Origin of the sequence: Pedobacter rhizosphaerae (assembly GCF_900111155.1) — a bacterium.
Lineage (GTDB): Bacteria > Bacteroidota > Bacteroidia > Sphingobacteriales > Sphingobacteriaceae > Pedobacter > Pedobacter rhizosphaerae.
In genome coordinates this window covers 99697-120689 of record NZ_FOGG01000017.1, presented here as the reverse complement: position 1 = coordinate 120689, position 20993 = coordinate 99697, and the positions used below count along the sequence as shown (strand labels likewise).

The following is a 20993-nucleotide window of genomic DNA, read 5'->3' as shown; positions in this document are numbered from 1 at the left end:
CGAGGCAAATTTATGGATCTGTTTTATTTTGAAACGTTGTTCCTCATAGATACCAAATAGATAAATGGTCATGACTTCCTGATCGGTAAAATCAGGTCTACTATTATTGGTGAACCGCTGGCAGTGGTACTGCAGTTCAATTTCATACCTATCGCATACATATTGGTATAATTTTATTAATTTTAGTGCCTTAGCCTGATTAATCATGTGGTTTTACAGTGCGTCGAATACACTATAAATATACTGATTATCAGGCTATTATAAAAATAAACCAGGCTATTTTATGCCTATTTTTATAATTAAATCCGACCCTTAATTCGCATTATTACTTGTTACTTAATACTAAGTACCCCAAAAACACTATCTTCAATTACAAAAACACATTAACATGGCATTTAAAACCCGTTTAAATCTAGGATCAAAAGAATTTGATGTATTACAATGCAGCTTCTCATTAAGCAGAGATGTTGACGCTAAAGGACGCCCGTCATCAGGTGTTTATGGCGGTACTATTCATATTGAAATCGAATCAACTGAAGATACATCTGTTATCGAATCAATGGTAAATAACCAATATAAACCCCTTTCAGGAACAATCATTTTTAAGAAAGGTGAAGAAGATTCGAAAATGAAGGAACTATCTTTCGAAGACGGTTATATTATTCAATACAGTGAGGGTATTGCAGTGAACGATAAAACACCAATGACGCTAAGTTTTGTGGTATCTGCGCGTAAGTTAAAACTCGGTAATGCCGAGCACGAGAACGATTGGCCTAAGGCATAATCGAAAAAATTAAACCCTTTGCAAGCGGCTGGTATTAAGCCGGTCGCTTCATTTGGTTAATGATTTTGACACTATCAATCTAAATTCATACATACTCGGTTGGTGATAAACCATCAATTGGTAAAAGAGAATAAATTAAAGCTCTACCTATGCTTAACATCTCCCTTATACCACTCCAGTACAGGCCTATAGCGCTGCAAAAACAGCAGGCACGTAAGTCAGTACCCTTGCCTTTATTTTGGCTACCGTAAAAGAATTTAGTAGTAGTGATTTTTATGGTAGCGGAACAAGTATTTTCCTGCCTCCGATTTTCAAGTAATTACAGTGTTAATGACTGCAAATCAACATGGAAAAAAAATTAATTACAGAAATAAATATAGAAGGTAAAGCTATCAGGCATTTTGCTTCCTTTAATCTGCAACAGCAGTTTAATGCGCATCACTACTTTGAATTACGCTTTAACCACGACCCTATGGGGGCACCTGGATTGATCAATTTAGACGAAAGTCGTGATTTTGTAGGTAAAACCCTTACTGCATCTTTTGGGTATGCACAGGATAAACTTCAAAGCTTCGCAGGCCTGGTTACCAAGGTAGAATTGGCTCAAAGCCATGGCTATCACGGCATTTTGATTGTAAGCGGATATAGCCCTACAATTTTAATTGATCGCGGAGAAGACCTGGGTTCTTACCTGGAAAAGGATTTAAACGAAATTGTGAAACTTGCTACCAGCGATACGCCTGCAAACGACCTCAAAGTAGTAACCAATGCCGCCCGCAGTGCAACTATCGACTATATTATCCAATATAAGGAAAGCGATTTTGAATTCTTAAACCGCCTTTCGGGTGAATACCACGAATGGTTATTTTATGACGGTAAGCAGCTTCATTTTGGAAAACCCAATGACCAAAAGGAAGTGTCCCTTTTTTACGGGCGCGATGTGCACAACCTTCAATACGCCATGGAGGTGGCTCCGATAAAATATAAACGTTTTGCCTATAGTGCCAAGCAAGATACCATGCTGCATAGCGAAAGTACCGGTAAAGCCAGCGGAAATCCTGATTTGGTTCATGCCGTACAGGCTTCAAATGCCATGTATAGCAAAACCTATAACCAGCCGGCACTCATTCGGGTAGATAACCACGGAGACATTAGCAGTTTGGTAGAAAACCAGGAGAAAGCACAAATTTCAGACCTTTTGAAAGTAAATGCCAGTGGTGATAATGCAGAGCTGTCTATTGGGTGCATTGCAGAAATTACCATGAGTATTAGGAAAGAGCTGGCCTTTGTTACCGAAAGCCTGGGCAAATTCCTCATCACCAACATCAACCATCACGTAGATGGCACCGGCAAATACCACAATACCTTTGAGGGCTTAGTATCGACCACAGAACGCATTTTAGTTAAAAACTTTGATAAGCCCGCCCCTGATATGCAATTGGCAGAGGTTGAAGACAACAACGACCCTGCCGGACAAGGACGCATTAAGGTAAAGTTAAAATGGGAATGCCTGACCAACGACACAACTGAATGGCTGCGGGTAGTTAGCCCGAATGCGGGGATTGGAGATCGTGGTGCGAATCGTGGCTTCTTTGCTATTCCCGAAATTGGAGATCAGGTAATGGTTGCCTTTGAGGAGGGTAATATTGCGCGCCCGGTAATTATTGGCAGTATTTACCACAGCAGCAATGTAGACAGTAATCCGCAAATTAAGAATCACCTGAAAAGCATCACGACCAGGAGCGGGCATTTAATAGAGTTTGATGACAATGAAGGCACACAAGGCATCAAAATCACCGACATTAACAGCAACATCATCCACATCGATACCAAAGGCAACAACATCACCATTACGGCTTTAGAAAACATGACGCTAAACTGCAAGAATATGCAGATAAACGTTCAGGAAAACATGGCGGTTCAGGTAGGAAAAGAACAATCTGTTAATGTGGGCGACAACCAAACCGTATCGGTTGGGAAAGACATTACCACTTCTGCCGGCAATAATTTCTCTTTAACAGCAACAGGTGATATTCAGGAAAATTCGGATAACCGAACCGAAATTGTAAGCAAAGATTTCCTTCGCCAATCGGAAACCTCTAATGAACTGGCCAGTGAGATCAGCGTTTTCAGTCAGAAAGAAAACATGACCCTGCAAAGCGGGAAGATTGTAGAGATTAACAGTGCAGAAAAATCTAAATTATTTTAACCATGGCCATTAACAAACGTGCTAACAACATGACCATAACTGTTCATACCGCCTATCACCTACAGGTTGATAAAAAGCTGCAAAAACTTGCCGATCAGGTTAATATAGAAGCTTTTCAGAACAACCTCGTGTTGGCATGCAATAAAAAAATTGTTGGCAGAGGGAACAAATCATGAAGCTGAATTACAAGTTACTTTTCTTAATCACCTTAACACTCATCAGTTGCAAGGCAAAAAATATGGACGAAAAATTTGATTGGACGGGTACCTTATCTGCTCCCGAAGAATACCCGATAGAAGTAGTAGAAGGAGAATTATCTGGCGAGGGTTTTGGTCAAAACTTCGAGCATTGGGGAATTATAGCTCCGGGCTGGGGAAATGAAGGTGGTACAGTTTCAGTAGGACCAGACACCAAAAACCTACCCGATTTTCTGGGCTTAACCTGGATTTCCTTTGTTGAAAAGAAGGTCTATTCCGGGCAATTCCAACTCCCTAAAGAAAAGTTGCTGGCCTTATTTAAAAAGGGATATGCAGATATTGTAGATCCGAAAAAAAGAAACACCTACAAAAGCATTGTGGTTGGTTTAGCACCAAAAGGACAGGTAAGCCTGTGGGTTGCAGGAGATGGCAACCAGGCAGAAGTAGCTCATTTCGTGGCTAAAGATACACACATAGATACCGCCAAAGTGGCTGAGGAAGATAAGTACATGTTTACCAAAAAATATGTGGAAGAAAGCTTACAAAATCCGAATGTAATTGCACCCGAAACGCAGGAAAAAATCAGAGCGACAGGCTACCCTGAAGCCAGTTTATACACGAACATTTACCCTCAGAAATACAACTGGCAGCCCAAAGTGATACTTCCGGCGGGTTATACCTTAAAATTTTTGCAGTTGATGATGTGCAATGGAGAAAAGGAATACACTCCAACAGAAAACAATGCTTTGGCCCCGGCCAACCGTGCGATTCCATACCTGTTATCGGGAAAATTTACGGATGGTACCAATGAATATTGGTTTGATACGGTAATTACCAACGATCGTGAATATCTATCCCGAATGCAAAAAAATGGCACCAGAACGCCCATTCCCTTAGATTTTGATCGCAATGAAATTAATCAGCTCTATCAAAAACAGTTAGATAAAAATGTGGCCAGCCACCTTATTCTTCAAATTAATCCAAAGAATAAAACAATCAGCATGAATTTGGAACAACAGGCAAAAGTGTTCCCAATTCAACAGTTTCAATTTCAATTGCAAGATTATGGCAACGAGCACTAAGTTTGGGTCTTACACACCAAAAACCAGTAAAACGAATGCCCCCGAATATTCTTTTGGAATGTTTTTCGATGGCACACTAAATAATAAAACCAATACCGAGGGCCGCCAGCAGTATAACAAACAAAGTAATGGTGCCGTATTAAGCGATGCCAATAAAGAAAAAGCTACTGCCTACAAAAAATACGGCAAGAGTGATGAAAAGAGTAGTTATCAAAATGAATACAGCAATGTAGCCCGAATTTGGGAGGGATATGCCAGTAGCCAAAGGATTTATATAGAAGGGATTGGGACCACCGATAATAAAGGCGATGATAGTCTGGGCTACGCCCTGGGTACAGGAGAAACTGGTGTGGCTAAATTGGTGGAAAAAGGATGCAGGCTGCTAAGTGAAAAGCTGCCTATGGGTAAAACCATTGCCAAACTAACAGTAGATGTTTTTGGTTTCAGTCGCGGGGCTACCGCAGCAAGGCATTTTGTGGCACAACTGAGCAAACCCGAAATTAAGCAACCCAAGCCTACCGCTGCATATGGTTATTTAGGCAATTTCCTTAAAAACAGGGGCATTAAACTTTTGCAATTGGAGATCAGATTTTTGGGTGTTTACGATACTGTTTCTTCTTATGAGCCACGTGCAACATCGGTATATTCCAGACAGGCATTAAACCACGACTTTACCAACGACGTAGCAGAGCTGGAGTTAAACAATATTGCCAAGGCGAAATGCATTTTGCACTTAACTGCCGAAAATGAACACCGCGAAAATTTTGCATTAACACATGTGCATAGCGGATTAGAAAAATCATTGCCCGGCGTACACTGCGATATTGGCGGCAGCTACTCTACCGGCAGAGAATATGTAGATGAAATTATTAACGGCTCAAAAGCCGAATTAGCCAAAGAAAAAGAAAGACTAATACAACAGGGCTGGTACACCGAAAAAGAGCTAGGCGTAGGCTTTTTTGGACCGAATCACAAACTATATGGCGATCGGGAATCAGTAAGCCACATTTACAGCTACATTCCCTTACACATGATGGTTGATTACGCCCTGGCTTACTATGCCAAAAACGGCCCCAGCGGACAGCCCAAGCCCATCAACAAAGGTACCTTATCTGCCAAGTACAACTTTTCTAAAGACCCGCTGCTGGCAAGGGTAAATACCAAATTGAACAACTATGTTTTTAAAGGCGGTAAAACCTATACGTTTAAGTGGTTTAAAGACATCCATGAAAGATATAAGGGCATTAAATCCAATGATCCACGCTTTGCAACTTATCAGCAGGAGCTACAAGAGCAGAAAGACCTGAGATTGTTGCGCAATAAATATCTGCATTGGTCGGCCAATTATGATTGGATTGGAATGGATCCAACCCCAAACCGAGTGAGAGCTACTTATTAATTTCCAGTTGTTATGAACCAGAGAAGTTTGCTTACCGATGAACACCATCAACCAGAAGCCTTAGCTCCTGTTAACTTAAGGGATGAAAGATTCAACCAGCCCTTTCCGCTCGACCACAACTTCAGTTTGTTGAGGAAACTGAATAAAAATGGCGAAACAAGACACTATGGCCTAACCATTTTATTTGGAGATGGAGATACGGCAAATGAAATAAAATATGAACTGGCGGTTACCTATCTGGGGCAAACCCCTGAAAATACCTTGCTCTACAAACTGGAACGCAGAAGCCCCGTTTATATCAATGAGCTTACACCTGAACTGGTTGCCGATCAACTGGCTTACGAAGTGGGAAAAGTATTTTATCCCCTAACCATTGAGGCCAATAAAGAAGGGAAATTCTTATCCATCCAAAACCTGGGAGAAATTAGAAAACGATGGCCAACTGTACGGGCAGCAGTAACAGCGTATTTTGAAGGAGATTTTACCACAAGATACCTTCAACTTATGGATGAAAAGCTTGCAGATGATGGTGCAATTCAGATTTGCTTGCGTGATGATTGGTTTATCCAGGTTTATTTTCAGGCCATTTATAAAAGTTATACGGAAAGCCTGAGGATTGAAACGCAGCTTACTTTTCCCAATCTGGAACCCATGACATCTGGTTACCATACCATTGAGCAGGTAAACGAATTAACCAATCATTTTGGAGCCATTGAGCTTGAACATCATGGTCTGTTGGAGCAGGCAGAAAGCCAGGAAAATAGAGCAACCTATAACGCGAAATATATCTTAAACCCTGTTTCAAAGGCCATACAAATAATCATTGCCAGCTGGGAATGGAGGGAAAGGAAGGATAGAGATATTAACCTGAAGCTCTTTATGCTGGGTGAGGAAGAGCAAGGCAAACTGGTTAAAGGAAGCTCCAGTGAGGCGATAGAAAACCTCATCGTGTTAGATGGGAATGAAAGAAAGAAACGCAATAGTTTTTGGGATAAATGGTTTTAAATAAGAAATAATACTATGGCAGAAAAACATATTGTAGTACAAGGCGCCATGTGCTTATGCAATTTTGGAACCAGCCCCGATCATCTGAAGGTTTTAACGAACAAAAAAGATTATGCCAATGATGATAACGGTAGCAAAAAACCTATCGCTACCCATAAGGATATTGGCACCACATTCGAGAAAAATACCTTTGGCAGTTGCTCCAAGAAAAACAATTTGCCTTGCACCATAACGGTAACCAAATGGGCAGATTTTTATGAAGACACTGTTTTAGACAATGGCGGGCAAATATTATTAGAAACCTCCAAGGCAACCTGCCCAATAGGTGGACCTGATTGCATTAAAATTGTTAAACACGGGCAAATGGCAGAGCCAACGGCACAAAATTTCGACAACACCAATGATGAGGTTCAAAAAACCCTTAACCCAATGATCACACCAAAAGAAATGACCGAAACAATACCTGATGACAGCGGAGTAATTGACGGATAATTTAACTGAGGAAAGAAATGGCTAAAAAAGGTGTAAAAAAAATTGCCTGGAACGGACAAGGCAAAGTGCATAAAGAGAAATCGCAACCCAATTATTCTGTGGTAGTGGAGGGCGGTTCTACGCTTGGTTTCGTGGTGGGAGAATGGTTTCCGGGAACAACCGAAGCCGATAAGAAAAAAGAAGTTACCTGGATCAGGCAATCTGCAGATAGAAAGGTAGATTATTATAAAAGCGCACGGCCAGCCAATTCAGCCTACACCCTGAATATTTCGAAGGCACAGGCAGGTAAGGTATCTTATTACGTAGAAGCAAGCTTAACAGGTTTTAAAGATTTATCGGGTACTACCGGCTTATACGTTCGTGCATACAGCCCACCGCGGGTAGTGAGCTCTTACTGGAAGGAAGACATTGAAAACAACAACAAGCAAATTCATGTTGGAAACCCTACACAGTACAATGTACCGCTTCACCTGCACCTGGAACTAGAGGGATTAAATGGATACAATTGTACCGTTCATATTTACAATTGTGAGGTAAACTTTTTTGGCAACGACGATCAGAAAATAAGTAAAACATACACTCAAAAATGTGTTAATGGCATATTGGATGTTCATATCTCTCATCAGGATGTATTGCAATGGAGAAAAGAAATTGGGGCCGAAAAACCCATTGAACGCTTCTACATCATGCTTACCTATGAGGGGGCAACAGGATACGTAAAAGACACCACTCCAAAAGGCGATTTGCGACATGCTACCCATCTACATATTAAAAATAGTTTCGGAAAACTGATTACAAAGGTGGTTCCGCTTCCCAAAGGGAATAAGGTTATTACGATTGGCGAAGAAGAGAAAAAACCTATTAAATATGACCTATGTACTTTTTCGCAGATTAACATCCACGACAGGGAAGCACTTAAAACGGTATTTCTGGACAAAAACCCTGCGGCTCAAGGCATTGCAGAGCAACAATTTTCTTTTAATCTGAGTGTGTTTTACGATACCGATCAATATGAAGTACCGGATAAAAGCAAGCCGCTATTGAAAAATGTGATCGAATATTTAAAGCAAAACCCGCAAATTGGCGTACTCATAGAATCTTATGCCGATATCAGAAAAAGCTACGAATACAACGATAAACTAACAGAAAAAAGGGCCAATGCCATTTTGAGTCATTTTTATACCAATGGTGTAAAAAATAAGCTCACCGCTAAATATTACGGCGAACGCAGGGCTAAACAGTTCGATTACATTACCAATGAGGATAGACCTATACATAAAATCAACAGGAAAACAGTCCTCACTTTTAAGGTGAATAACCTAAGAACGATTTTCTACAATACCATTACCCCCAACTATAAAATCCCCGTTGATTTATCACTGTTTATAAAGGGTTTTAAAACAGAAAAGTGCCTCCTTATTGTAGATGGCAAAAAACAACACGACCATACCAAAATTAAATATTCGGAGCTGGTGAATATCACGGCAGACCGTAAAGCCACCAAAGATATACCCTTAAACGGCGAAGAAGCCAAGCTTCAGATCATTTCACATGAAGGTGATATGTTTCCCTCGGCCCTTGGCCTAAAGCCCAATCGTTACGAGCTGGACATTCACTCCTGTGCCTATTTTCCGGATACCAAGAAACCTACCTTAGTAATTAATGCTTTTACCGATGCCCTTTGGATTTTACAGGCCATGTACGATTTTGACGGTGATTATCCTATTGTGTACCGGGGCAAACCAGAGCCTATTTCTGTAATCAAAGGTATAAAAGGCTTACATGAGCGTGCTAAGTATTACATCGATCTGTATTTAAAAGTGCTTACCTATTTCCCTATGGGTGAAGCTTATAAGATGATTACCCAAATGGCCATAGACTTTTTTGTTGCAGAGGCAGAGATGTACGGCATTGGCTATGCTAAAAAATGGAATTATGTTGGCGGTAAATTTAATGAGCTGGAAAACTATACCGACAACAACCGTGATTTAGTTGAAAAGGGAATTTTAACCCTTACCATTCTGGTGATGATTGTTGAATTGATTATTGCCATCTTAACGCTTGGAGAATCTGCCGCAGCAAAACTTCCGAAAGTTAAAAAAGCAGTACGCTTATTGAAAAAGGCCCAGGATAAAATGGCTAAAGTAGAAGATTTAGGCTTTGAATTTATCTTTCCTAAAGTAGCTTTTACCTATGCCACCTATTTAGAAAAATATAAAGATGGTTTGGTGCATTACATCACCGAATTCAATGTAAAGGCTGATCCGGTTATTGGGATCAAGTTTGATAAGTCGATGAGCCTGAAAAGCCTGATCAGCAAAGCTTTGGTAAAGGATAATCCTGACCTGAAAAACGAAGAGATTGACAACAACGATCCTTTAAGTGGAAACGTTGATAAAACCGCCAGAAACTGGGGTAGAGGTAAAGCAAAAGAGCAGGTAGGAAAGGGTGTACAAGAACTGCTTGATCGCGCGGGTCATGATGCTGCAATCAGAATCATGTTTAGTGGAAGCATTAGCCAGGAATACAAGATCAAGATTGCTGCGCCGGCACCACATGAGCAGTTTGCAGGAAAGGTGAGCATTAAAAATGCCCTGAAACAGGGCTTAAGCAACAGTGCAGGAAAAGTAATTGGCGATAGCGCCATTAAGATGGAAGCCCAGCTGATGATTAAAGGCAGAATACATGTAGTAGGCTGCGTTCCTGTAGCACCATTTGTAGCCGCCACCTTTTTTAGAAATACCCATACCCAGATAGATACCAAATTTGCCGCAGAGATGTCGAGTCATTTGGTGCATACCCGAACCTATGGTGCCGATGAAGCCAATGGTTTATATTACGAAGACAAAATCTATTTTTCGGGGATAAAAGGAAAAGTTAGGTTAAGCGCCAAACGCTCGCAACAAACTAAAAAAGACTGGGGCGATGATGCAGAAACTAATTTAATAGATACGGAGTTTAACCTATTTGGAGAGCATACTTTTACCATGGCAAAAATCAACCTGTTTTACAAAACGAACAACTAGCAATGAAACTAAAATATACCCTACTCCTTTCTCTTTTGGTTTTAGGAGCCTGCCAGCAAAAAAACAAATCTATGGACAATACAACAGCAAGCATTACAGATTCTAATCAAGAAGTAATTACAGCTGCAAACGCGCTTCAGCAACAAATCAAGCAAATTAATCGCTTCTCACAAGAACCTCTGTACTATATCTACGTCAATCACGATCAATGTTTCTTTCAAATCCTGATTAATGACATTCCAATATTCAACTACTTTGAAGATGGGCAAATCATGTCGCCCATTAACCTGAACGACTACATTCGCCATTCAGGAAAACAAACCATTACCTATAAGCTTTATCCACAAACGAAACGTTCTGATGGTTATGCGTTTGATAAGCTTACCAGCTACACCAAAATGAAAATTGAAGTGTATGAACGCAATAACGCCGATAGTTCCAATAACTTTGAAAACCAGAAATTAATTCTCACGCACCATGCGGCAACCAAACCAGATGGAAAAACATTTTTGGGAGAAGAGAAAGATTATTATGAATATACCTTTGATTTTGAGGCGAAAGTTCCATTTGATATCAAAAGCTGGGAAGAGGGAAAAGACCTGAGTAAAATGGATCAGGACCAACTGCTCAAACAAACGGAGGCCGCTTACCAATACTATTCAAAAATCATCAGCGATAAAAAACAAGATGATTATTTCCGCTTAAATTATGGGGCAAATGTGAGTCAGATTAAATCGGGCTATTTCGATAAAGCTTTCATTACCGAGGCCTTTGATGATGATATGGCCTTATTTAACAACCCAAGCTTCAAGTTAGAACCATTAACGGGTTATCGCCTGGCCGTATATGGAAATGGCAAAATTGCCAGCTTAGAACAGGTAAGTAATGATTTAAGGTTAAAAAAAGAATCGGCCATTTGGGGGAAAAGCAAAAATGAAAAAGGTGGTACCGAAGCTACTTTCCTAAAACTCTACTTATATATTCCGAAAGGGAAAAATACGTTTGAAATTGTGAAGTAAGGATAAAAAAAGTCAGCTTGTTCAGGAAATCAGTTATCAACAACACCAGAACAAGAAGCCACGTTAACATTTAAAAATGAACAAGATACACTTTATTTTGGCTTGATATTTGGGCATTTAAAGCAGGTAGCAACTGGCTATTTTAACAATTAAAGTAAAGACGAAATAACAGAAATAAAATACTCATTCGACAATCATCATCTATTGTATTAAGCTTCATGATCTATGAAAAAGAAGAAAACGCTTAAAGTAGCAAAACCCTCGCAGCCTACAGATCTCGAATACATTAAAATGTTCGACAATTGTGTGATTGATACCACCAAAATTGGAACCATTGATAAAACCATAGACGATCAGATCAATGCCAATAAAAGCCGGTATCAGGATATTTCCGATCAGGTGGCAGGCAAAAATTTTTCAAAGCCTTTAGCCGGCACCTTCGGTTTAAGTTCGGCCTTGCAAACCACTAACCGATTTGACCTCAGCCAACCCATTGCCTCTTCTTTTGCCCTATTTAACCAGAACCCCTTACAGCCGAAAAGCCTTTTCGATAGTGCATTTAGCAACTTCGCATTGGGATCGGGCCAGATACCCTGGTATTTCATTGCCTGTGCACACTATTTAGAGTGTAGTTTCGACTTTAAAAAACACCTGCACAACGGCGATTCGTTAAACGGTTACACCGTAAGGGTTCCTGCAAACCGGCCTAAAGTAGGTCATGGCCCACCCTTTACCTTTGAAGAGAGTGCCGTTGATGCTTTGAAACTCATGAAATTTCACGAAATTTCTAACTGGAACCTACCTACTGTTTTGCGTAAACTGGAAGCATACAATGGTTTTGGGTATTACAAATACCACAGCATTAACTCGCCTTATTTATGGAGCTATTCCGATCAGTATGTAAAAGGAAAATATGTTTCAGATGGTAAATTTGATGCTGAAGCCGTATCCAAACAAATGGGGGCGGCCGTTATTTTAAAGCGTATGGAAGAAAGAACCCTGATTTACATTCCCAGACACTAGCCAGATATGAAAATAATCAAATTAATTACCTCCGCATTTCTGTTGCCAATTCTTATTTGCTGTACTACAGAAAATGGGAAGGGACAGCAAAAGGTGGTTCATGCCAATCAACAAAAGGCAAGCACCTTATCCGCAACAGTAAAAAAGGCCGATTCGGGAGATGAGGAAGAATTTAGAAAACTTTTCACGTCACTTAAAGAAAGTCTTAAAAAGAAGAATGTTAATAATGTGGCCCCACTGTTAAACTTCCCCTTTTATACCAGTCATAAAGAAGCTGCCAATGGGCTTGGCGCAGCCAGTGATGCCATTAGCACAACTGAGTTTAATCAATATAAAACCGCTATTTTTAATGCAGATGTGATGCGGTTGCTTCCCCTTTGCAAGGAAGATAACCTTTCGGAAATAGACGATAAAACTGATGAAATTTATTACCGATCCCTAAAAAAGTTAACTGATCCGGGAAGTAAAATGTATGAAGCCTACATGCAGTATCCCGAAAGCAATACCCAGGCCGAGAGCTATTTCGGCTTTGTGTTTGGCAAGGTAAACGGAAAGTTTAAAACACTTTCTACCTATGCCAAATGGCCGGTGAAATAACTTAACAGGAAATGGATAAGGTACTAAATGACTTACAGCATCTTATCCATTTCTGCTTTACTTATTTAAAAATCTACGTGGTAATCTTTAGGAAATGTTTTTGCAGCCCAGGCTTTTTTCGCTGTCCAATCTGCAGCTGGTGCTGACCAGAATTCATCAGTTGCAGGTAAACCTAAAGGCAAAAATGATAAGGTTGCCATGTATAAACTTCCTGTAGAGGTATAGTAATCGGCTATTTCGGGATCGTGTCCACAAAAACCTAATTGTAGCCAGTTCATTTTATCGAACGTACCTGGAGTATCATACATGTTTTGCTTCACTTTGGTTAAAGCCGAGCGTACTTGTGCCGGAGATACTGTATTAGGCAATTTTTTCATCAATGCCACTTGTGCCAGCGCCTGAAAGGCACCCGTTCTATAAGTAATTGAACGTCCGATTGGTGGGTAAGTACCTTCCGGAGAAATCATACGTTCCTGGCCCAGCGCATAACGTTGCATGCGTTTTAAAGCCAAATCATATCGCTCTGCTTTTACCAGCCCCTTACTCAGCATTACGGCAAGTGTATCTACCATCATGGGATGAATAACAAAGGAATTATAGTAATCGAAAGCCAGGTTTGGCCCATCACCATACCAGCCATCACCTTTGTACCACTCGTTAAGTTTATCTACCCCTTCATTTAAACGGGCTTCATCATGAGGCACTCCAATGGAAAGCAAAAAGGCTTCGGTAATGGAACCGAACAATAGCCAGTTGCTCTTAAAGGGTTTTCGATTTCGTAAAGATTTGAAAGCTGTAATTATAGCTTCTTTTGTTTCTGACTTTAGCGGCTTCCAAAGTGCTTCTGGTGCTCTTAAAAAAGTTTGTGCTAAGTATGCCGCATCTACAATCGGCTGATGATCTTTAGCGAAATTAAGTTTATCAGGACTATTGGGAGCAAAGCAGCTATCTAATCCTTTAATGGCATCTAAGCGGAGTTTTTTTCTTAAAATTCCTTCTTCTGTGTGGTCATCTGGCAAAGCTAACCATGGAGCAATACCCGCATAGCAACGGCCAACCGCTTCTAAATAAGATACCGCAGGAGTGCGTGAATCAAATGTAGGAGAAGTGATTAAAGGCATGTTTTTGACCAACGTTCCATTTGCCAGATTAGATACTACCGGATTGGCCATTTTATACAGCAGCTTATACCAGTAAGTCCTGTCGTTGCCAGCTTTTTCAAGCTTTAGTTGTTCATTGTTTCCAGCAATAGCTACTACTTCTTTAGGATCTATAACCCCTAACATTCCTGTTAAGGAAAGGGCTCCTATAAATTTTCTTCTTTCCATGTCGTTTTTTACAGATACCAGTTTTTATAGCGCAATAAGGCTTCCAAATAATAATAATCGGCATAGCTCAAAGGCACATCCACTTCCGATTTTAAAGGCAGGGCTCCCGTACTGTGCATGAGCAGGAAACCTCCATTATCGCCCTCCCTGGCGGTATAAGCTGCCGAAGAGAGTGATCTTATCATCTGCTCTGCATGGCTTACATAAGCTGTTTTTTCTTTTCCCTTGGTATATTGGCCCAGCTCCAAAAATGCGGAGGCAATAACAGCTGCTGCTGATGCATCTTTATAGGTGTTGGGTATTCCAGGGGCGTTAAAATCCCAGTATGGAACCTGATCATGAGGCATTGTTGGGTTATTTAATATAAACCTGGCTATGTTTTTTGCAAATTCCAAATATTGCTTGTTTTTGGTAAAACGATACATCATGGTATAACCGTAAAGTGCCCAACCCTGACCTCTGCTCCAGGCAGAACTATCTGCCGCACCTTGTGAGGTGCCTTTTTTAATGACCTTCCCGGTATTCATATCATAATCTACCACGTGGTAAGAACTGTAATCCTTTCTAAAATGATTTTTCATCGTTGCATCGGCATGTTCTATTGCAATTTTACGGTATTTTTCATCACCACCATGAGCCGCTACCCAAAGTAAAAGCTCTAAATTCATGAGGTTATCAATAATAACAGGCCCTCTCCATTTCTTGCTCGAATTCCAGGATTGGATAACTTTTGCACCCGGGCGATAGCGAGTGATTAAAGAGGCAGCTGCAGTATCTATTGTAGGTTTATACACTTCATTTTTAGTAATTCTGTAAGCATTACCGAAGCTACAAAACATCATGAATCCAAGATCGTGATTACCGGTATAATGCTTTTCCTTTTCCAAAATAGCTAAGCGTTTTTGAGCTTCTGCCAGGGTTTCAGGATCTTTAGTGTATTCGTAAATATAGAGGAGCGAGCCTGGATAAAATCCACTACACCACCACTGGGTGTCGCTACTTTCTAGTTTCTTTGAATTAGGATAATAGGTTTTTGGCATCCGGTTGGCCGGTGTATTTTTAGCCAACAGCTGATATTGTTTTTGAGCGAGTTTAAACTGTTTATCAATGAGGCTTCCCATGGGTTCTTTTTCTCCATTCGCCTTTTGCCCACCAGCTATTCCGGCAGCTACCAGAAAGCATACGGTAAACAATAATTTCTTCATATTCTTATGGGTTTTGTGGTTTTAAATTTTGAATGAGTGAATTTTGAATGATGGAATAACTGCGTATCGAATGACTGAGTTTTGAATGAAGGAATTTTAAATCGTGCACATTCCATTCATTCACTCACTCGATCATTCACTCATTCACTCATTCTATAATTCTATAATTCGTCTATCGTAGCAAAACTGTGCTTTTACCTGCCGAAAAAAGATGATAATCTTAAACGAAAAGTTAGAAAATCTGTGTTTTTCGTCACTTATCCATTACATCTTGGCATCCATTAGCCTGGCCGATTTAGATTTGGGAGTACCCAATTTCATTTTTAGCACGAAAGCACGATCAGACACAAAACCCTTGGGAAGTATTACATCATAATAAGTGTTCTTGTCTAAGTCCAGTCCAATGTCTGCTGGTTTCAAATTCAGCTTTTCTCCACCCACTAAAAGCTCGGCAGTAGTTGGCACTTGCTGTGCATTTTTAGGTGCGGCAATCCGCACTATATTGTTTACAGGCCTGTTGAAAACAGTTAAATACAGTTGATCACCTTTTTGAGTGAAGTAACCGAGTTTTGAGGGAGTCAATGCTGCGTGGCGAACATTATAAATGGCTTCAGCATTTTGCTTTACCCATTCTCCAATTTCCTTTGCAATTTTATCTTCTTCAGGGTGCATATTTCCGTTTCCATCAGGGCCAAAGTTTAGAACGAAATTGCCATTCATAGATCTGGAACGCATCAGCATATCGAGCAAATCATCGGTAGTTTTGGTGTAAATTCCAGACCAGTCTTTCATATACCCCCAACCATTTGGTGGAATCGTCATTACGGCATCCCAATCATGCCCTTCCAGCCATTCAAATTCGACTGGCAGTTTACGTTCCCAGCCTTGTTCATAATCGCCCAGCATATTGCCGTTCGAATCAAAATGGCGGGAGCCATGCTCGTCATTGCGAAAACGTGAGCCAATAATTAATCCAGGGTGTTTCTCCCGCAGTTCTTTTTCCAGGTTATAGGTAAACTCATAGGCACTCTTCCATGAAGCATCCCAGGTTCCATCAAACCAAAAGCCCTTTATTTGAGGGTAATTTTTTAATTGCTCTAATAACTGGTTGCGTGTATAATGTAAAAATTTATCGAATTTCCTTTTTTCCTCATCGGTTTGAGGTGCCTTACCCATGTAGTTTGGGTTGTTCCACTCCAGAATAGAAAAATATAAATACACATCAATTCCCTCGGCAGTATAGGCATCTACCACTTGTTTTACGATATCCTTTTTATAAGGAGATTTAGAAATGTTATAGTCAGAGTATTTGGTTGGCCAAAGGGCAAACCCATCGTGGTGTTTAGTGGTAAAGATGACGTACTTTGCGCCCATATCTTTGGCTTGCTTAGCCCAGCGTTTAGCATCAAAATCTTTCGGATTAAATTGCTTATAAAGGTTATCATAGGTGTTTTTCCAATCTTTTGGTGCTGTTGGTCCCGACCAGGAGCGGATCCATTCGGATGCCGCTGCACCTCCACGGGCACTAACCCCTTCCCATTCATTACCTGCTAAAGAATAAACTCCCCAATGAATAAACTGGCCCAAACCATAATTCCTGAAGGCCTCCATTGTTGCATCTGTACGGTTAGCTGGCGTTAAAGAGCCATATTTCACCTCGATGGGTTTCTCTGGCTTGCGTTTAGGGCCCGACCACTGTTGGGCATCCGCATCATTTGCTGTAAAGAGTATACAAAATGCAGGTAGTACGTATTTTAATATATTTTTCATCATGTAATTGTTCCTTTGGTGTGCTGGATTTAATTTAAGTTTCTGAGTGCTTAGTTTAATTTTTCTTCTACCAAAAGAATGGTAATCATCAATTTCATTGGTATTAATTAACTTTTAATGCTTTGCCAACTACCCAGTCGAGTTGGCAAAGCCTGAATATTTTATAGTGCAATCACTTTTATTGACGATGCTTTATCGTTAAAAGTAGAGGTGTAAGAACTCGATGAAGTTAGCGTAATGCTGGTTCCGGTAAAGTTATCGCCATCATACATAATTACTTTTACCCCCAGGCCTACGTTAACGGATGATACATCATTATTGCTTATCCCTAAGCTAACTAAATCGGCTGTAGTATATTCGCCTACAGGTAAAGATACGCCATAGCCGCCATAGCTTGCATTTTGGAAGAATTTGGCTGAACCATTTGCACCAATTTGTGGTACGCCATTTAAAAAGGAGAAAGTATAGGTTTGCGTAATTACATTTCCATTTTTAAGCAATAGCTTCGCTTTTAACTCGTAAGGCTCATTAGTTTTATAATAAAGCTCAGTCAATGGAATGGTTCCGGAAATGGTATTTCCAGTTCCCGGGGTAAATCTCCAGGTTACAGCATTGTAATCTTTGTTCGCGCCTGTTCCCTCATTATTAACATTGGGATCCATGTAAACTAAGATATCGGTAACCTCTTTATTGCTGGTAAAGCTGCCCGATAAATTAAAGGCCTGCGTAGTACTGTTATAAGTGGCATTTGCATTAATGGTTGTAGTTGCACTTTCGTAAGGTATTTCTGTTGGCAATGGATTTTGAAAAATCTCGTTGCGGTTCAAAATCGCAGCATCAACCTCTGTTAAAAAAGTAGGCTGGCCCTTACTGAAGGTAACATTTCCCGAGCCCATTAGTGAGGTGCCTAATGTGGGTTGCTCTGATGCATATTTGGCATGATCGTGTGGAAGATTTAAGCCATGACCAAGTTCGTGCAGCATTCCACCTAAATAATTTGAGTTCGGATTCGGGATTTTATCTACTGCCATATTCGCGTTATCCAGTGCAAAACAGTTTTTGCCCCAGCCGTAAAATGGCTGGTCGCCACCATCGGTTCTCTGTGGCAATAAAATCAGCATGTGCGATGAGTTGGAAAACGCTGATGCATGTGTAGCTTTGTATGCATTAATTTCATTCAGAATTTTAGCTGCCGATACACTGGATGAATAGGGATAATCTGCCTGTGGACCTGCGGCAGGTATTTCAATAAACCTAACCAGACTGGTCGAATCAACCTTGGCTAATCCCATGTACTTATCATAACCATATCTCAGCATCTCGGTGTGCAACCAGGTCTGAAAATGTGTAAATAAAGCGGTTAACCGTGTTTTATAATCGGGCAATGCCGGATTATCTGTCGGCACAAACATCACGATATTTAGATTTTTACTGTTGGTTACAAATGATGGGGGCGTACTTCCAGCAAGGTCTAAGGTATTTAGCTTGGTGCTAAAGGTTTCCGCTTCGGTTGCTGGTGCCTTTTTACAGGCATTAATGATCAATGTGCCTGTAATCATAAAGAGCAGGCTGAGGCGAAGCTGGTTTTTTCTTCTGTTTTTCATACTTAATTTATTGTTTAAGGTTAGCTGGGTAAACGTTTAAAATTTGATTTTAATAATAATGGGGTGTTCGTTACCGAGCACCTCATTTACAGATTTAGGAACCACTACTTTTAGTCCTTTTAAATCTTGTTTCCACGCCAACCTCTCGCCATTCTCCAATAAAGTCACCTCCTCCACCTGCATCATTTTCTTCGAAAGCGACTTAATAATCAACTCACCTCTATCCAACTCACCTAAATGAATGTGTAATTCATCACTCTTCCCAGAATAAAATATAATGGGCTCCAGTGTTCTAATATCAACCGACTGTCTCAGTTCAGTTAATGCAGATTTAGGTTTATGCGTGGCAGACATATTAATATAATCTAATGGGTACTTTGATGATGATTTCGTTTGCATTGCAGTTACCAAGCGTCGACTGCCTATCCAGACAGTCAACGTGGTAACATTACAAACTAATCAAACTAAATATTTTTACCATCCGGGATTTTGGATGAGCGTTGCTGATTTATTGATTTCATCCTGTGGAATTGGCGCAAAATAAGCTCTGGGTTGCCAGTTTACTGCTAATGCCGAAACTTCTTTATAGGTGAAAGTACCGTTCAGTTCTTTGGTGATATAATTCCCCATCAAATTTTGTGCTTCTGTAACTTCAGCTGTTTTCCACCTTCTGGTATCATACCAAAAGTGTCCTTCCTGGAAAAACTCTGCCACAGATTCGTTCTGAATAATTTTTCTAAGCGCTTCTTTTGTGATGCCTACTGCTATGCCATATCTCAACTCGGCACCAACATCGATTCCTGCACGTTTCCTGATTTTATTTAACCAGGTTACACTTTGCTCTGTTTGGCCTAACTCATTCAATGCTTCAGCATAACCCAAATAAAGTTCTGCCAAGCGAAGCACCGGGTAAGCCCTGCTTATTGATGCAGATGTTGCAGTTGAATCGTTAGCCATCTTGCGAGAATAATAACCTGTTTTGGTATAATAAGTTTGCAGCCCATCGGCTGTGAGGGAGTTGGTTGCCTTATTAAAAAAGATATCGATTGGAACTAGTGTAGTACCCGATCCGCTTTTCCACATTGGTGCCTGATTGTATAAAATGGAATAGTTAAACCGCGGATCTCGATTTGCATAAGGATTGTTAGCATCGTAACCAGAGGCCGGATCAGTGATTGCTTTACCGTTCTTCATTCCAAAAAACTTAACGGCATTTTCAGTAGGATTACTGTACCCCCCGGCTGCACCAACACGTCCTCTGGGAAACCGGCTTGACTCTAAGGCTGTACCATTGGCTACAATGTATGGAATAATGTATTCCGTATTTCGTCTCCCTTTTACAAACATTTTCCAAAAACCATGACCTGGTCTTGTTGCATTATCCTCTACCAAAGCATAATCTGGTAAATCGATTACAGCCTTACAGGCATCCGCAGCTTTTTGCCAAAGGGCCTGATTATAGGTTGAAGAATAAGCGATATAGGGTAAAATAGCAGGATCAGTAGTGAAAGAACTCCCATTAAATAAAGGACTTGCAGCAGTAAGCAGAATTCTGGCTTTTAAGGCAAGGGCAGCTCCTTTGGTTGCATGTCCATATTCGGAAGCATCTTGTGAAATAGCTGATGGCAGCTGGGCTGCAGCAGCATCTAATTCTGCCACTACATAATCTACACATTCTTTGTACGTATTGCGCTTTGAAACCAGAATGTCTTCTGCGTTTAAGGGAATATCTGGCATGATTTGAACACCACCATAAAATCTAATCAGGGAGACGTAAAAAAACGCTCTAAGATACCTGGCCTCGGCATTTAATCTTGCTTTACGGGCCGCAGAAATAGGTGAGTTGCCTGATTTTTGCATAAATAAACTGGCAAGCCTTATCTTCTTGTAATAGGTTGTCCAGTAATTATTTAGCGAATAATTGGCAGCACTGTATGTGCCCCCCATAACGCCCGTTTGTGGTGTGCTGTAGTAGCTAATAGATAGCGTGGTTTGATCGTCAAAGCAGGCATAATCATTACTCCCCGGACTGGTGATCATGCTGTAGCGGTAAGGAACAATATCCTGCCCCGTGTAGGCATACATATCATTAATAAAGCCCGTTGTTAATGCACTATCTGCAAAAACTTTATCTTCAGTAAGTGTTTCCGTTTTGCGGTCGAGGAAACTATCATTTTTACAAGAAGTATAGATAAAAGCTATTAAAGCGAATAAACTGATTGTATAAAATTTCTTTTTCATGTTGAACTGATT

The 20993-nt window shown here is 40.5% G+C and carries 18 protein-coding genes; 11 read left to right on the top strand and 7 right to left on the bottom strand.

Annotated elements, in window-relative coordinates; genetic code table 11:
- Nucleotides 1-207 (bottom strand): hypothetical protein (locus tag BMX11_RS24530; RefSeq protein ID WP_217643808.1); only part of this gene is annotated, 207 nt, incomplete at its 3' end.
- A 181-nt stretch (nucleotides 208-388) separates the two neighbouring features.
- On the opposite strand from BMX11_RS24530, the gene tssD reads away from it, so the two are divergent.
- The 11 genes from tssD to BMX11_RS14680 all read left to right on the top strand — a co-directional run bounded on the left by tssD (nucleotide 389) and on the right by BMX11_RS14680 (nucleotide 12833).
- Entirely contained in the window at nucleotides 389-784 is a 396-nt protein-coding gene (gene tssD, locus BMX11_RS14725) for a type VI secretion system tube protein TssD (protein ID WP_090885570.1), read from the top strand.
- A gap of 346 nt (nucleotides 785-1130) precedes the next feature.
- Nucleotides 1131-2993, top strand: coding sequence for a type VI secretion system Vgr family protein (locus BMX11_RS14720; protein ID WP_090885567.1), 1863 nt, complete (start codon nucleotides 1131-1133; stop codon nucleotides 2991-2993).
- Between the two features lie 2 nt (nucleotides 2994-2995).
- Nucleotides 2996-3169 (top strand): hypothetical protein, encoded by a 174-nt coding sequence (locus BMX11_RS24330; RefSeq protein ID WP_175474569.1) that lies wholly within the window; start codon nucleotides 2996-2998, stop codon nucleotides 3167-3169.
- On the top strand, nucleotides 3166-4272 hold the full coding sequence (locus tag BMX11_RS14715) for a DUF2931 family protein (protein ID WP_090885565.1): 1107 nt from the start codon (nucleotides 3166-3168) through the stop codon (nucleotides 4270-4272). The genes BMX11_RS24330 and BMX11_RS14715 overlap by 4 nt, the downstream gene beginning before the upstream one ends.
- Nucleotides 4256-5671 (top strand): phospholipase effector Tle1 domain-containing protein, encoded by a 1416-nt coding sequence (locus BMX11_RS14710; RefSeq protein ID WP_090885563.1) that lies wholly within the window; start codon nucleotides 4256-4258, stop codon nucleotides 5669-5671. Before BMX11_RS14715 ends, BMX11_RS14710 begins: the two co-directional genes overlap by 17 nt.
- A gap of 12 nt (nucleotides 5672-5683) precedes the next feature.
- Entirely contained in the window at nucleotides 5684-6676 is a 993-nt protein-coding gene (locus BMX11_RS14705; protein ID WP_090885561.1) for a hypothetical protein, read from the top strand.
- Between the two features lie 15 nt (nucleotides 6677-6691).
- Nucleotides 6692-7168, top strand: coding sequence for a DUF4280 domain-containing protein (locus BMX11_RS14700; protein WP_090885559.1), 477 nt, complete (start codon nucleotides 6692-6694; stop codon nucleotides 7166-7168).
- 17 nt (nucleotides 7169-7185) lie between these two features.
- The gene (locus tag BMX11_RS14695) at nucleotides 7186-10194 is read left to right on the top strand and encodes an OmpA family protein (RefSeq protein WP_090885557.1); all 3009 of its coding nucleotides are present in this window, start codon (nucleotides 7186-7188) and stop codon (nucleotides 10192-10194) included.
- A 2-nt stretch (nucleotides 10195-10196) separates the two neighbouring features.
- Nucleotides 10197-11213: a hypothetical protein gene (locus tag BMX11_RS14690; protein WP_090885556.1), complete on the top strand. Its 1017-nt coding sequence runs from the start codon at nucleotides 10197-10199 to the stop codon at nucleotides 11211-11213.
- 225 nt (nucleotides 11214-11438) lie between these two features.
- Nucleotides 11439-12236, top strand: a complete 798-nt coding sequence (locus tag BMX11_RS14685) for a hypothetical protein (RefSeq protein WP_090885554.1) — start codon at nucleotides 11439-11441, stop codon at nucleotides 12234-12236.
- A 6-nt stretch (nucleotides 12237-12242) separates the two neighbouring features.
- Nucleotides 12243-12833, top strand: coding sequence for a hypothetical protein (locus BMX11_RS14680; RefSeq protein WP_090885552.1), 591 nt, complete (start codon nucleotides 12243-12245; stop codon nucleotides 12831-12833).
- 65 nt (nucleotides 12834-12898) lie between these two features.
- On the opposite strand, the gene BMX11_RS14675 is transcribed toward BMX11_RS14680, so the two are convergent.
- From BMX11_RS14675 to BMX11_RS14650, 6 genes are all read right to left on the bottom strand, one after another.
- Nucleotides 12899-14161 carry a DUF2264 domain-containing protein gene (locus tag BMX11_RS14675; protein ID WP_090885550.1) on the bottom strand — a complete coding sequence of 421 codons (1263 nt, stop codon included), beginning with the start codon at nucleotides 14159-14161 and terminating at the stop codon, nucleotides 12899-12901.
- Nucleotides 14162-14169: 8 nt separating this feature from the next.
- Nucleotides 14170-15366, bottom strand: a complete 1197-nt coding sequence (locus BMX11_RS14670) for a glycoside hydrolase family 88 protein (RefSeq protein WP_090885548.1) — start codon at nucleotides 15364-15366, stop codon at nucleotides 14170-14172.
- A gap of 264 nt (nucleotides 15367-15630) precedes the next feature.
- Complete coding sequence (locus BMX11_RS14665) at nucleotides 15631-17139, bottom strand: alpha-L-fucosidase (protein WP_245738674.1); 1509 nt, start codon at nucleotides 17137-17139, stop codon at nucleotides 15631-15633.
- Nucleotides 17140-17297: 158 nt separating this feature from the next.
- Nucleotides 17298-18740 carry a hypothetical protein gene (locus BMX11_RS14660; RefSeq protein WP_090885544.1) on the bottom strand — a complete coding sequence of 481 codons (1443 nt, stop codon included), beginning with the start codon at nucleotides 18738-18740 and terminating at the stop codon, nucleotides 17298-17300.
- Between the two features lie 36 nt (nucleotides 18741-18776).
- Complete coding sequence (locus BMX11_RS14655; protein ID WP_090885542.1) at nucleotides 18777-19094, bottom strand: alpha-L-fucosidase C-terminal domain-containing protein; 318 nt, start codon at nucleotides 19092-19094, stop codon at nucleotides 18777-18779.
- Nucleotides 19095-19214: 120 nt separating this feature from the next.
- Nucleotides 19215-20981: a RagB/SusD family nutrient uptake outer membrane protein gene (locus tag BMX11_RS14650; protein WP_090885540.1), complete on the bottom strand. Its 1767-nt coding sequence runs from the start codon at nucleotides 20979-20981 to the stop codon at nucleotides 19215-19217.
- Nucleotides 20982-20993 lie beyond the last annotated feature (12 nt).

Excerpts from the sequence above, each read along its gene's own strand:
- tssD (WP_090885570.1), top strand. The coding sequence starts at position 389 with ATGGCATTTAAAACCCGTTTAAATCTAGGATCAAAAGAATTTGATGTA.
- BMX11_RS14720 (WP_090885567.1), top strand. The coding sequence starts at position 1,131 with ATGGAAAAAAAATTAATTACAGAAATAAATATAGAAGGTAAAGCTATC.
- BMX11_RS24330 (WP_175474569.1), top strand. The coding sequence starts at position 2,996 with ATGGCCATTAACAAACGTGCTAACAACATGACCATAACTGTTCATACC.
- BMX11_RS14715 (WP_090885565.1), top strand. The coding sequence starts at position 3,166 with ATGAAGCTGAATTACAAGTTACTTTTCTTAATCACCTTAACACTCATC.
- BMX11_RS14710 (WP_090885563.1), top strand. The coding sequence starts at position 4,256 with ATGGCAACGAGCACTAAGTTTGGGTCTTACACACCAAAAACCAGTAAA.
- BMX11_RS14705 (WP_090885561.1), top strand. The coding sequence starts at position 5,684 with ATGAACCAGAGAAGTTTGCTTACCGATGAACACCATCAACCAGAAGCC.
- BMX11_RS14700 (WP_090885559.1), top strand. The coding sequence starts at position 6,692 with ATGGCAGAAAAACATATTGTAGTACAAGGCGCCATGTGCTTATGCAAT.
- BMX11_RS14695 (WP_090885557.1), top strand. The coding sequence starts at position 7,186 with ATGGCTAAAAAAGGTGTAAAAAAAATTGCCTGGAACGGACAAGGCAAA.
- BMX11_RS14690 (WP_090885556.1), top strand. The coding sequence starts at position 10,197 with ATGAAACTAAAATATACCCTACTCCTTTCTCTTTTGGTTTTAGGAGCC.
- BMX11_RS14685 (WP_090885554.1), top strand. The coding sequence starts at position 11,439 with ATGAAAAAGAAGAAAACGCTTAAAGTAGCAAAACCCTCGCAGCCTACA.
- BMX11_RS14680 (WP_090885552.1), top strand. The coding sequence starts at position 12,243 with ATGAAAATAATCAAATTAATTACCTCCGCATTTCTGTTGCCAATTCTT.
- BMX11_RS14675 (WP_090885550.1), bottom strand. The coding sequence starts at position 14,161 with ATGGAAAGAAGAAAATTTATAGGAGCCCTTTCCTTAACAGGAATGTTA.
- BMX11_RS14670 (WP_090885548.1), bottom strand. The coding sequence starts at position 15,366 with ATGAAGAAATTATTGTTTACCGTATGCTTTCTGGTAGCTGCCGGAATA.
- BMX11_RS14665 (WP_245738674.1), bottom strand. The coding sequence starts at position 17,139 with ATGATGAAAAATATATTAAAATACGTACTACCTGCATTTTGTATACTC.
- BMX11_RS14660 (WP_090885544.1), bottom strand. The coding sequence starts at position 18,740 with ATGAAAAACAGAAGAAAAAACCAGCTTCGCCTCAGCCTGCTCTTTATG.
- BMX11_RS14655 (WP_090885542.1), bottom strand. The coding sequence starts at position 19,094 with ATGTCTGCCACGCATAAACCTAAATCTGCATTAACTGAACTGAGACAG.
- BMX11_RS14650 (WP_090885540.1), bottom strand. The coding sequence starts at position 20,981 with ATGAAAAAGAAATTTTATACAATCAGTTTATTCGCTTTAATAGCTTTT.